This window comes from Chryseobacterium gambrini, from assembly GCF_900156825.1.
GTDB lineage: Bacteria > Bacteroidota > Bacteroidia > Flavobacteriales > Weeksellaceae > Chryseobacterium > Chryseobacterium gambrini.
On the sequence record NZ_FTOV01000011.1, the window covers coordinates 132,880 to 144,817 of the forward strand.

An 11,938-nucleotide genomic window follows, 5' to 3' on the forward strand; every position below is an offset into this window, starting at 1 on the left:
ATACAAAAAATAAAACCGAAACAAGGGCGTTCCGGTTTCTATATTTGTATTAGCTTTGATATCCTAATAATTTTCTCATCTGATAAAAGAAGCGCTCAATCAACCTTAAATCCTGAGTAACAATTTCCGCACTTCCTTTTAATTCTTTATCGAAAACCAAGTTTTTATTGTAGCTGGTTTTTAATCCTTTTGGAAGAAGTACATCTACGTAGTAATTTCCTTCTTTATCGGGAGACAGAGAAATATTCTGTACTTTTCCTTCTACGATTCCGTATTCCTGATAACGGTAATTGTCGAGCTTAATCAAAACCTTTTCACCCGAAGCAATCTTACCTGAGTTGGTAGCCGGAACCGACATTCTGCCGACTAGTTTTTCCCGGTTTTTAGGAAGAATAGATAAAACGGCATCTCCTGCTTTTATAAACTGATTTTCGCCGAAAAACTGCTGAAAACTGGCAATACCATCTGTATTCGAAATAAGAAGATAATTTTGCTCCCATTGCTTCAGCGATTTTCTCAATTGTTCAAAAAGCTGTAAAGTCTGGGAAGAGTAGGTAATTTTATCTTTTTCTGTGTTAATAGCTGTTCCGCTTTTTGTTTTATTTAAATTAGAAATTCCTTCTTCCATCTGTGAAAGAGAAATGTTGATGTTTTCTAAATTTTGCTGCGCCTGTATGTATTTTATTTTTTCATTTTCAAGCTCCATGGAGGAAATAACTCCTTGATTGAATAACTCCTGAGAACGGATGTAATTTTTCTTGGTAAGCTCATATTTTGCCTGTTCAAGGCTTTTTTGCTGTTTGGTAGTGGCAATTCTTACCCTGTATTCGGAAAGACTCTGGTTAGCGGCAAGATTTTCCGGAGCGTAAGGCTGCAGTCTTGTAAACAGAGCTTCATCCTGAAAAGCTTTTGCAAAACTGTTATAATCTCCCTGAAGTTCTCCCAATTTGAAATGAGAGGTTTCGCTGAGTGGAAATGATGATAATCTATTGGGTGATAAAGAATCGATTATTTTTTTTAATGCAAGAACATCTTTGTAGTTGGCAGAAGACTGCATGACCATCAATACCTGATCTTTTTTAACTTCCTGATGATCTTTGATAAATATTTTTTCAATTTTAGAATTGGTTCTGGCTTCTAATTTCTCCGGTGGATTTTGTGAAGTCACAATAATAGGCGCAGGAATAAATTCCGGATATTTGATGACGTAGCTCATTATTAAAATAAGCACTAAAATCAAAAATATAATGGTATTTCCCCAACGGATCATCCAGTGAGGAGGTTGGGTCAAAATATCCTGAACACTTTCAGAACGAAGCTCAATATTATCTAAAATGTCTTTTTCCATATTTTAATAGAAGCAATCTTCCGTTAAGAAGATTGCTGTTTTATGCATTAGATTTAAGTTGAAATCTAAAAATTTTTAATTATTCGCAAATTTGCGGTGAGTACATATTCTGATGAATACATGCACTTCTTTTTGAGCACCACATAAGGTTGCAGCCACAATCGTACGGTTCTCCCGGAAGTGGTGGTTCAGGTGGGAAATATGCTCCGCAATCGTTTAATCCTCCTCCTTTAAGATCTTTTAAATCTTTTCTTGTTAATTTTTTTAAATTTTTCATAATTAAAATTTGTTTTAGTTTGTATTAAAGATGGCAGTTTTCTGCACTGTAAAAATTCATGTGTACGCAGGCAGACATTTTTTCACACCATGCAAGGTAATTACATCCGCAGTTATAAGGCTGTCCAGGCATTGGAGGGTCTACCGGAAAATAGTCTCCGCAATCGCTACCTCCTAAACCTTCACCCGGAAATCCGCCTCCGCTCCCTTTTACATGTTTAAGATCTTTGCGCGTTAATTTTTTAAGATTTTTCATAGTAATTTTAAATGTGATTTAAATTGAATTACTGACAAATGGGCGGATAATAATTCCCGTTAATATCCATACACGACTTTTCCTCTGCAATATACCATCCAGTACCGCCGCAGTGGCAATAATAAATAGAGTCGTCCGGATATGAGGGCCCGCCTGCTCCTTTTACGTTTTTAAGATTTTCTCTTGTTAGCTTCTTCATTTTTTTCATAAAATTTGATTTTGTAAATTATTCCTACTCTATAAGCTTTTCGGATTTCGCTATATGATATACCTGAAATTTAATTTCCAAGTTCTAACTGATTCTTTACCAATCGGTAATATTCTCCTCTCAGAGCAACCAATTCCGCATGATTTCCTTCTTCTACTACTTTTCCTTTATCTAAAACAATGATTTTATCGGCGTGTTTTACAGTGGAAAGCCTGTGAGCGATCACAACTGCTGTTTTTCCTTTGAAGAACTGTTCGAGATTTTCCATGATCACTTTTTCATTGTTTGCATCCAAAGCAGAAGTTGCTTCATCAAATAAAATATAATCAGGAGATTTATAAACCGCTCTTGCAATGAAAAGTCTCTGCTTTTGCCCGCCGCTCACTCCCAAACCTTCATTTCCGATTTTTGTGTTGTAGCTTAATGGCAATTCTTCAATAAATTCTTTAATGTTGGCGATTTCTACGGATCTCCTCAATTTTTGCTTATCTACATAATCTTCACCAACGGCAATATTATTGGCAATAGTATCATTAAAAACATATCCTTCCTGCATTACCACTCCGCAATGATCTCTCCAGAATCTCGGGGAAATATTATTGAGTTTTGTATTTCCTAATCGAATTTCTCCCTGAGAAGGTTCGTAGAATTTCATTAAAAGTTTCAAAAGTGTTGTTTTTCCGCTTCCGCTTGCTCCTACAATGGCTGTCGTTTTCTGAAAAGGAATGCTCAATGTAAGATTTTCAAAAACCGGAACATCGGAGCCGGTATATCTGAATGAAACGTTTTCCACCAGAATGTCTTTTTCCGGAATTTCGTGGGAATATTGCTCTTCCTTATTCTCCTCGTCATCCTTATCATGAATTTCACCCAATCTTTCCAAAGAAATTTTAGCATCCTGAAACTGTTTTATAAAATCGATCAGCTGAAGCAAAGGGCTGTTTAATTGTCCGATGATATACTGAACTGAAAGCATCATCCCTAACGTTAAATTTCCTTCAAGCACCAATTTTGCCGAAAGAAAGCTCACGAAAATATCTTTCATCTGGTTAATGAAATTTCCTCCTACAGACTGCCACTGTTCCAAAGACAAAGATTTTATTCTCAGCTTGAATAATTTCACCTGTAGAAATTCCCAGTCCCATCTTTTTTGTTTCTCGGCATTATGCATTTTTATCTCCTGCATTCCGTTGATCAGTTCGATCACTTTGCTCTGCTCCTGAGAAACCTGCGAAAATCTTTTGTAATCGAGTTCTTTTCTTTTGCTCAGGAAAAAACTGATCCATCCGATGTAAGCTGCCGCTCCGATAAGATAGACGATAAACAGCCTGTAATCATAAAATAACAGTACGATACTGAAAATAATAAGATTGACTAATGAAAACAGGGTGTTCAGCGAAGAACTTGTGAGAAGCTGCTCGATTCTGTGATGGTCATTAATTCTCTGCATGATGTCTCCGGTCATTCTCGTATCGAAAAAACTGATCGGAAGCTTCATGAGTTTAATAAAGAAATCGGAAATAATAGAAATATTAATCCTTGCCGAAAGATGAAGCAAAATCCAGCTTCGGATCATTTCAATTCCCATTCTTCCCATAAAAAGCATCACTTGTGCTAAAAGGACAAGATAAATGAAATTAAGATCCTGATTCTGAATACCAACATCGACAATACTCTGGGTAAGGAAAGGGAAAATCAGAGAAAGTAAACTTCCTGCCAAAAGACCTACTGCGAGCTGGATAACCAGCGATTTATATTTTAATACATATTTTGAAAGAAAAGAAAAACTGGCTTTACTTTCCTGATCATCAAATTCTGTTTGAAAAAAAGCAGGGGTGGTTTCTAAAATAAGTACAATTCCCTCTTCTGTTTTTTCATTGGCATTTTCACCGATCCATAACTTGATGAATTCTTCTCTCGTGTAGGTAATGAGTCCGTATCCGGGATCTGAAACGTAAACTTTGTTGTTTTTGTCTATTTTATAAACAACCACGAAGTGATTTTTATTCCAGTGGACAATACAGGGAAACGGAACTTCCTCTGCAAGAGATTCAAAATTAATCTGAACTCCTAAAGAACGGAACCCAAGGTCTTCCGCAGCATCACTCAATCCGAGTAAGCTGCTTCCTTCCCTTGTCGTTTCTGAAAGGTTACGAATTTGTTGGAGCGAGATACTTTTGCCATAATGTTTGCTTACAATACGAAGGCAGGTAGGACCGCAGTCTTTTGAGTCTGGTTGACGATAGAAAGGAAAAGATTTCAATGATTGACGTTTTTATTTATAAATAAGTTGCCGCCGGTTCGACGACAACTATTTCTTTCAAAAAATTAAATTTTTAATTTTTATAGAAGATCTGCATTCCATCCTGCAGGAAAGCAATAGCTTTCTTCTGAATATGAGCAGGTTTTTCCTGTGGCTGCCTCACACTCTGCTTGTGTAGCATATGGACGATAATATGGTGATTTTGGTCCAGGACATCCTTCTTTTACACCTCCTTTTACAGATTTCAAGTTTTCTCTTGAAAGTTTTTTTAGATTTTTCATAGTAATTATTTATTTAAAATGCGCATTGCGTTGCCATTTGTTGTAAACTTCTGCATAATCCGTCGAACTGACCGCCGTTTCTGCAGCATACAGAAGTTCCGGGGCAGTAATCATCTTCGGTTCTGCAAGCAATTCCACCTGTAACTGTTTTTAGTTGATTTCGGTTAAGCTTTTTTAGATTTTTCATAATTTAATGATTTGGTTCTGTTATTTTATCCAAAGATTGGATCAATGCAGAAAGATGGTTTACACTGAGTTCCACTCATGCAAAGAACTGTACATCCGTTCAGACACATTACTTCTGTACGGTTTGGGCAATACCATCCTCCCATTCCGTCACTTACCGGAGGACCGTAACCTCCCTGAATCATTCTGAGATCTTCTCTTGCAATTTTCTTTAGATTTTTCATAGTATAATAATTTGTTTGATTTCCTACTCTTTTTAAGCTTTTCGGATTCCGCTTTAAATTTTTCCTAAATTAGTGAATTTTGTATTACAAAAATTAATTACCCGTTAAATTTCTTCGTCTTCAGACAATTCATCAATAAAATAGTAAATATCTTCACGATCGTATTTATCCGGAAACTGATAACCGTTGATCAAAATGATTGGGGTAAAATTTAATCCAGCATTTCTGTTTTCGGCAGACATTTCCACAAGAGGAGTAAGATCCTCCTGAGCGGCATTCGTTCCTGCTTTTTGTCTTACTTTATTTTCATCTTTGTTTTCAAACCAATATTCTATAAGTTGTAAGAACTCCTGAGATGGTTTATTTCGGTAGGTATACATGAAATCTGAAATCAGATTCGTGAATTTCTCGTTCTGTTTATCCAGAGAATAGTTAAATCTCATCTGCACTGAAATGTCATTTGGATATTTTGTAAGTAAAGTTTCTACAATTTTATGAGCATCTTTACAAAATCCGCAGTATGGATTTGAAACAATCGATAAATGCAGTTTGGCATCTTTATTTCCTATAAAGAAAGTTTCATTATCAGAAAATGTTACTTTTTCTTTTTCTGATAGTTCTCTTTTGAAAAGTTCATAATTTCTTTTGAATCTTAAATTTTTTGCATTCGATTTTTGCAGAGTTTCTCTTTCTTCAAGCGTATTGTTTAAATACAAAACCATTGAAAATACAGCAATCCATAAAATAATACTAAGTAAAGCGGTTTTCAGATCAAAAGAGATAATTGGAAAAAGCAAAACACTGATTAAAATCTGGGCTGTTAAAATAGAAATAATCAAAAGGCAGACACGGCAAAAAGTTTTTTCAACAAATCCCTGAACATATAAAGAATAGCCGATTGCGATAACCGAAGCAAAGGTAAAACCTTTAATAATAAGTGAAGTTGCAGGAAGAAACAATCCTAAAATGGTAAGTCCAACAAAATAGATCAGAGAAAAATCTGAGAACTTAAGCCCTAAAATGCTTGTCTTATCCTGTGTAATGATTTTGCTGCAGGAATTTACAGCCTGATTTCCTGCTGTATCTCCACAAATACTTCCGATAACGGTAGAAGTATTTCCGAATTTCTGATTGAAAAGTTCTAAAGAAATATACACTCCTACCAATGATAAAACATTGAAAACCGCTTCATACCAAGCTAAATTAATTGCTGAATAGATTAAAACAACCGCAAAAATAGCATAAATAAAAGGTTTGTAGCTTGTCACGGATTTTTGCTCAACTTTATCTTTTTCAAACAGCAAAACAAAATCTGTGGATTTTTTGTGCAGTTCTTCTTTATTTAAAGTCTTTGCTTTATCGGAATAAATGGAATATTGTGTGCCGTTTTTTTTAACGAGCGAAAAAGAATTATCTACAATGGTAATAAACTCTTCAGGAAGTTCATCCCAGTATTCTTTATCTAATTCGTACGCATCATTTCGTACGCCCATGAAATTTAATGTGTCGCTGAAAGCTAAAGCAGAAGGATAATTTGGGTGTGAGTTAAACTGAAAAAGAAACTCCTGTTTGTCGAGTTTTAGATAGTTAATGAGTTTGTCCAATAGCATATTAATATTTTTCATCTAAAATAAGCAGATGTTTGAAAAAAACAAATACTTTTTTCATTTTAACGTGATTTATGTTTATTTTATTGCTTATGAATGTTTTATATGAATTAATTTTTTTTTGAGATGGCTGTTTTTAGAAAAATTAGATCATTCAGGACATAAAAGAGGGAAGAAAAGTTAAGTTTTTTCTCTTTTCCTGAAATAAAAGTTCTATAAATTAAAACTAGCGTTTAATTCTAAAATCATTTTAAGCAGATAATAATTCTAAAAAATAAATTATCATCGTAAACATTAATTTAAAAAGTTGAGAAACACCAAATGCTTCTCAACTTTTTTAATTTGTGAATTGCTTTTTCTGCAAAATTTTTCCTGCAATTTTTCTAAACCGGAGTTAAAACTCTAAGGCAGTAAGGATTTGTAGGGCAGGTTCTATCCTTACAGCATTTTACGATGTATGGAGATATTCCGCCCGTTAAAACTTTTAATTCTGCTCGGCTCAACTTTTTTAAATTTTCCATAATTCTTTTGTTCTTTACATATTACATTGTCTTGGTAATCGGCAAAGCGTACCACAACAAATAGAACCTCCGGGACAATAACCGTCATCCGTTCTGCAAGCCAGTCCTCCTAAAACCGCTTTCATTTCGTTTCGATCTAGTTTTTTAAGATTTTTCATAATTAAAGGGAATTAAGGGCATACTGCATTAGCTGGTCTACACGTTCCATCCGGACACAATTGCTGTCCTCTTTTGCATTTACAGATTGCCGGCGGAAAAGGACCTCCACAGTCGTACCATCCTCCATTGACAGATTTTAATTCTGGTCGGGATAATTTTTTCAAATTTTTCATAGAATATTAATTTTAATTGTTCCTACTCTTTATCGCTTTTCGGATTACGCGTTAGATATTGATGATGATTTGCAATTCATCATATTCTGTTTTTTTAATTATTCCTTGGTAAAAGATTGCTGCATACTTACGTTTGGCGAAACAATTTCCAGTTCAATCGTATAATTTCCCGATAACAGATCAGATGTATCAATCGTATAAGAATTTGTAGGGCTAATCTGCTGCGCTTTCTTAATATTCCATGCCGAATCATAAATAGTAAATGCGCGAAGATTTCTATTTTGTGGCATTAACTGAATGATTAGTGAGTTCTTGGTTTGTCGGATAAGTAGTTCTACATCATCTGATGTTGTTCCGCTTCCCTGTCCGCTTGTTCCCGTTGCTTTGGTTCCGTCGCCTTCAGAACTGACTGCCAGATTCAGGGTGCAATCTGTACATGCAGAATTTGACTGACCTGAAAAAGATCCTGGATTTTTTATGCTTTGCCCAAAATAGAAGGAGGAGCCTAAAAAAAGAAATAATATTGTTTTTAACATCATAAATTGGTTTTGTTTTATCAAAAGTATTATTAATCAACTTTATACACTATCCCATAAATATGGTATATTTACTTTTTATGATGAAACATTTTATTTTATTCTGTTTATTAAGCAGTGTCTTTTTTATGGCTCAGAAAAAGGATACTGAGATTGAAGATTTCCTTACAAAATACAGAAGAAATTTAATCACAGATTTAGACTCTTCTGTGTATTACATCAACAAAGTGAAAATAATCAGTGAAAGAAAAGGGGATAATTTTTATCTTTCTAAAGGATTGTATGGACTGGGATATTGTTTTTACCAGAAAGGAGACATTGAAAAAGCACAATACTATATTAAAAAATCGATTCCTGTTGCTTTTCGTTCAGATAATTTTCAGACTCAGGCTCTTGCTTACAATCAATTGGGACTTATTGAAAATAATAAGAGCAATTACCAGCTTGCAATACAGCTGTTTTTAAAATCATTAAAAATTTCTGAAAAGCGGGAGCTTAACGAAAAAAGCTTTGCCTTAAAAAATTTGGGAAATCTGTTTTTATCTCAAAATGATACTGTTCAGGCGATACAATATTTTCAGGAAGATTATCGGTTTACAAAAGAGAAGAATTTAATTTCTGAGCAGTTTGGAAGCAGTAATAATTTAGGCATGATTCTGCGGAAAAAAAATCCGGATTCAGCATTGATGTATTTCAAAGATGCACTTTCTATAGCCAGACAACTGGATCAGAAAAAGTGGCAGTATGACATTCATATCAATCTGGCTGTCTTTTTTATGGGCGATCAAAGGAAAAATCTGGCTGCTGCTTTATTGCACCTCAAGGCTGCAAAAATATTGATTGAAGATATCGGAGATTCGAGCTTAAATTTTTTATACTACTATAATTTAGGAGGGTATCATTATAAAAAAAAACAGTATTCTGAGGCGATAACTTATTATTTAAAAGCAGAGAAAATTGCAGATAATCCTGCGATTCCGTTGGATTATAAAATATCATTGATGGATGATCTCAATACAGTTTTCAGTAAAAACGGAGACTACAAAGAAGCTTATCAGTACCTGAAAATCTACAATAAATTGAATGACAGTATTTTTAGCGTTGAAAAAAACCGAAACATCAATGAAATTATTACCAGATATGAAGTTGATAAAAAAAACAGCCAGATTAAGCTCCTGAATCAGCAGAAAGAACTGCAGGAGAAAAAGAATAAATTAGTGGTTGTTACCTCTCTTTTATCTATTTTTATATTAACGGGTTTTTTATACTTTGGATATAAAAGAGCTCAGTTTCTAAAAAAATTAAGGCTTCAGGAAAATATTAATCATCAACAGGAAAAAGAAAGATTATTAAGAGAACAGGAACTTAAAGAAATGACTGCTCTTGTAAAAGGACAGGATATTGAACGTAATAGAATTGCCAAAGATCTTCATGACGGTGTCGCGGGTGATTTGGCAGGAATAAAACTCTTATTGGCAAAAGAGAATGCGGATCTTAACAATAAAAATTTAGATAAAATTCAGGACAATATTTCTAATTTATTTCAGGAAATAAGGGAGATTTCTCATAATCTGAGTATTAATAATCTGAGAGACAAAAACCTTAAGGATCTTTTACTTGATTTGAAAACCATTTATGAGCAACGTAATGAATTCAGTTTTTATCTTTACATCTATCCTGAAAATGCATTGGATGATTTAAGCGAAATTAAAAAAATAAACCTTTACAGAATTTTGCAGGAATTGCTGAATAATATTTCCAGACACGCCAAAGCAACAGAAGTAGAGTTGTCCGTCAACAGAGATCTTAATGATATTAATATTTTCATTACGGATAACGGAGTCGGGTTTTCTATGAATGAAAAAGGAGTCGGGCTTAAAAATATTCAGGACAGATTGGAAATCATATCAGGTGAAATAAATATACAGTCTACTAAAGACAAAGGAACAACTGTAATTATTGATTTAAAACAATGAGAAGTACAATAAAAATTGCCATTATAGATGATCACCTTATTTTTTTAAAAGGTCTCACTATGCTTCTGGAGCAGGAAGAACACTTTAAGGTAATTTATTCCTGCAATACCTATTCTGATCTGATGAGAAATTTACAATCTGAAATTCCGGATCTGTTGATTACTGATATTTCCATGCCTCAAATCAACGGAATCGAACTGTCTAAAATGATAAGAAAGCTTTATCCGACCGTTAAGATCCTGACTATGAGTTCTTATTCCAATATGGTTTCTACGGATGATGTAGATGGATATTTGCTGAAAGATGCAGATTCTGATGTACTTATTGCAGGTATAAAAAATATGGTCTGGAATGATGCAAAAGTATTTCACAAGGATTTCCAGCCTGCAGCGAAATATGATTTCAGCAAAAATATTGTAAGCAAAAGAGAAAAAGAGATCATAAGCTATATTGGAAAAGGTTTTACAACAGAAGAAATTGCAGAAAAGCTCTACATCAGCAAACATACTGTAGAAACCCACCGAAAGAATATTTTCAATAAGCTTCAGGTGAATAATATTGCGGCTCTCGTTAAAAAATCCATTACTTTGGGATTGCTGGATGTTTAATTTTTATTTTTGGAAAAGACATTTTATGACAATAATCTTTTTATCAGCTATTTAGTGTGAATAAAAACAATTTCAAACGAACTCAAAAAAACTTAAAAATTCATAAAGTTTTCATAAAGTTTTTAAAAAAAGTAAAATTACTTTTGTATTTCTGAAAAAAATTGTACTTTTACATCGCCTTGAATGAGGGAACAAGTCAAGGTAATAAATTTTTTTTCATCATTTGTGTTTTTAGAATCGTATCGCCTGATACGATTCTTTTGTTTTTTTATTCCTTTTCGTAATTCATCAGAAGATCAATAAAATAGGAGTAGGTAACCGTACCTTCCTGCTGATTGCTTTTCAGGAAAAGGTTGTTCGTAAAGCCGAAAAAGTCATCCAGCAATCCCTGATGTTTCAGAACAAAAGCCTTTTCATAAGCTCTGTCTTTTTTCATCTCCGGAGAATAGTTTTTCAAAACAGATTTTACAAATTCAGGATCTTTATCTGCGATAAAATTCAACAGGCTTTTTAAGGTAAAATATTCTGTGCTGTATCGCAGATCTGTATTTTCCGAATGAATCCCGATGAGATATCCCACGAAATTCGCTTCCTGCTCTCTGGCAAAACCAAGCTGGTGAGAACTTTCATGTGCAGAAGTGAAAGGAATAAGCGTATTCGGCAATTGTGAGTTGTACTGAGCTTCTGCCGTGAATGGATTGTAATATCCCAGAATTCCCGTGAAATTCATCACGTTTTTAAATAAGCTGGGTTTGAAGGAATTAATTTCAGAAGCTTTTTTACCCGAAATGTTTTCTGGAAGTTTTGTCTGCTGCGAAAGAATTTCTGTCTGAACAGCTTTTAGATCTTTCAGAATAAAAATTCCGTTTTTATCTTCAGAAGTCAGTTTTCGTGTTTCCTTGCATCGCGCGAGATATTTTAAAGCCAATACTTTTGCCTTTTCAACAGTAGGTTCTTTCTGGCTTGGAAGCTTTTTAATAATAGGAGTCTGAAAATAGAGCATTCCCCAGAATATCTGATACGAAAAATAGAAAATGTTTATGCTCATTAATATTTTTAAAAAAGAAGAATTCCTGTTTTTCTTTTTAAATGATGTAATGATACAATACACAAGAAAAATTCCCAGCAAAATATAAAGTACATCTCCAAAGGAAAAAGGAATCCATGAAAATGTAATCTGATGAACCGTTTTCTGAACTTCAAATAAAGTCTCAAAAAAAGAAATCATGATTTCAGATTTTGAAAAAGCATAGAACAAAAGAAATTGGGCAAGTAATAAACCTGCCCAAAACCTTTTCTTATATCGTATGTTCGTT

Annotated in this window: 16 protein-coding genes; 2 read left to right on the forward strand and 14 right to left on the reverse strand. The window is 33.9% G+C overall.

Going from position 1 to position 11,938, the window contains the following annotated elements:
* Positions 1 to 49: 49 nt before the first annotated feature.
* The 13 genes from BW951_RS17405 to BW951_RS17445 all read right to left on the reverse strand — a co-directional run bounded on the left by BW951_RS17405 (position 50) and on the right by BW951_RS17445 (position 8,038).
* Positions 50 to 1,348 carry an HlyD family secretion protein gene (locus tag BW951_RS17405; protein ID WP_076395216.1) on the reverse strand — a complete coding sequence of 433 codons (1,299 nt, stop codon included), beginning with the start codon at positions 1,346 to 1,348 and terminating at the stop codon, positions 50 to 52.
* A 79-nt stretch (positions 1,349 to 1,427) separates the two neighbouring features.
* On the reverse strand, positions 1,428 to 1,625 hold the full coding sequence (locus BW951_RS17410; RefSeq protein WP_076395219.1) for a bacteriocin-like protein: 198 nt from the start codon (positions 1,623 to 1,625) through the stop codon (positions 1,428 to 1,430).
* 24 nt (positions 1,626 to 1,649) lie between these two features.
* Positions 1,650 to 1,880 carry a bacteriocin-like protein gene (locus tag BW951_RS17415; RefSeq protein WP_076395221.1) on the reverse strand — a complete coding sequence of 77 codons (231 nt, stop codon included), beginning with the start codon at positions 1,878 to 1,880 and terminating at the stop codon, positions 1,650 to 1,652.
* Positions 1,881 to 1,908: 28 nt separating this feature from the next.
* On the reverse strand, positions 1,909 to 2,088 hold the full coding sequence (locus tag BW951_RS22865) for a bacteriocin-like protein (RefSeq protein WP_076395223.1): 180 nt from the start codon (positions 2,086 to 2,088) through the stop codon (positions 1,909 to 1,911).
* 70 nt (positions 2,089 to 2,158) lie between these two features.
* Entirely contained in the window at positions 2,159 to 4,351 is a 2,193-nt protein-coding gene (locus tag BW951_RS17425) for a peptidase domain-containing ABC transporter (RefSeq protein WP_076395225.1), read from the reverse strand.
* Between the two features lie 80 nt (positions 4,352 to 4,431).
* Positions 4,432 to 4,632 carry a bacteriocin-like protein gene (locus tag BW951_RS17430; protein WP_076395228.1) on the reverse strand — a complete coding sequence of 67 codons (201 nt, stop codon included), beginning with the start codon at positions 4,630 to 4,632 and terminating at the stop codon, positions 4,432 to 4,434.
* A gap of 13 nt (positions 4,633 to 4,645) precedes the next feature.
* A complete protein-coding gene (locus tag BW951_RS22870) occupies positions 4,646 to 4,819 on the reverse strand; it encodes a bacteriocin-like protein (RefSeq protein ID WP_157967282.1) in 174 nt (57 codons plus the stop codon).
* 25 nt (positions 4,820 to 4,844) lie between these two features.
* Positions 4,845 to 5,042: a bacteriocin-like protein gene (locus BW951_RS17435; RefSeq protein ID WP_076395230.1), complete on the reverse strand. Its 198-nt coding sequence runs from the start codon at positions 5,040 to 5,042 to the stop codon at positions 4,845 to 4,847.
* A gap of 104 nt (positions 5,043 to 5,146) precedes the next feature.
* Positions 5,147 to 6,652, reverse strand: a complete 1,506-nt coding sequence (locus BW951_RS17440) for a thioredoxin domain-containing protein (protein ID WP_076395276.1) — start codon at positions 6,650 to 6,652, stop codon at positions 5,147 to 5,149.
* A gap of 380 nt (positions 6,653 to 7,032) precedes the next feature.
* Positions 7,033 to 7,170, reverse strand: coding sequence for a bacteriocin-like protein (locus tag BW951_RS23285; protein ID WP_420866239.1), 138 nt, complete (start codon positions 7,168 to 7,170; stop codon positions 7,033 to 7,035).
* A 14-nt stretch (positions 7,171 to 7,184) separates the two neighbouring features.
* On the reverse strand, positions 7,185 to 7,328 hold the full coding sequence (locus tag BW951_RS23290; RefSeq protein ID WP_165796748.1) for a bacteriocin-like protein: 144 nt from the start codon (positions 7,326 to 7,328) through the stop codon (positions 7,185 to 7,187).
* A gap of 12 nt (positions 7,329 to 7,340) precedes the next feature.
* Entirely contained in the window at positions 7,341 to 7,502 is a 162-nt protein-coding gene (locus BW951_RS22875) for a bacteriocin-like protein (protein ID WP_165796747.1), read from the reverse strand.
* A 98-nt stretch (positions 7,503 to 7,600) separates the two neighbouring features.
* Entirely contained in the window at positions 7,601 to 8,038 is a 438-nt protein-coding gene (locus BW951_RS17445) for a hypothetical protein (RefSeq protein WP_076395232.1), read from the reverse strand.
* A 128-nt stretch (positions 8,039 to 8,166) separates the two neighbouring features.
* Here BW951_RS17445 and BW951_RS17450 point away from each other — a divergent pair, with 128 nt between their 5' ends.
* A complete protein-coding gene (locus tag BW951_RS17450; protein ID WP_175608842.1) occupies positions 8,167 to 10,014 on the forward strand; it encodes a tetratricopeptide repeat-containing sensor histidine kinase in 1,848 nt (615 codons plus the stop codon).
* Positions 10,011 to 10,622 (forward strand): response regulator transcription factor, encoded by a 612-nt coding sequence (locus BW951_RS17455; protein ID WP_076395236.1) that lies wholly within the window; start codon positions 10,011 to 10,013, stop codon positions 10,620 to 10,622. Before BW951_RS17450 ends, BW951_RS17455 begins: the two co-directional genes overlap by 4 nt.
* Before the next feature lie 268 nt (positions 10,623 to 10,890).
* Here the strand turns inward: BW951_RS17455 and BW951_RS17460 are convergent, their stop codons facing one another.
* Complete coding sequence (locus BW951_RS17460; protein WP_084196480.1) at positions 10,891 to 11,850, reverse strand: DUF3810 domain-containing protein; 960 nt, start codon at positions 11,848 to 11,850, stop codon at positions 10,891 to 10,893.
* Positions 11,851 to 11,938: the final 88 nt, after the last annotated feature.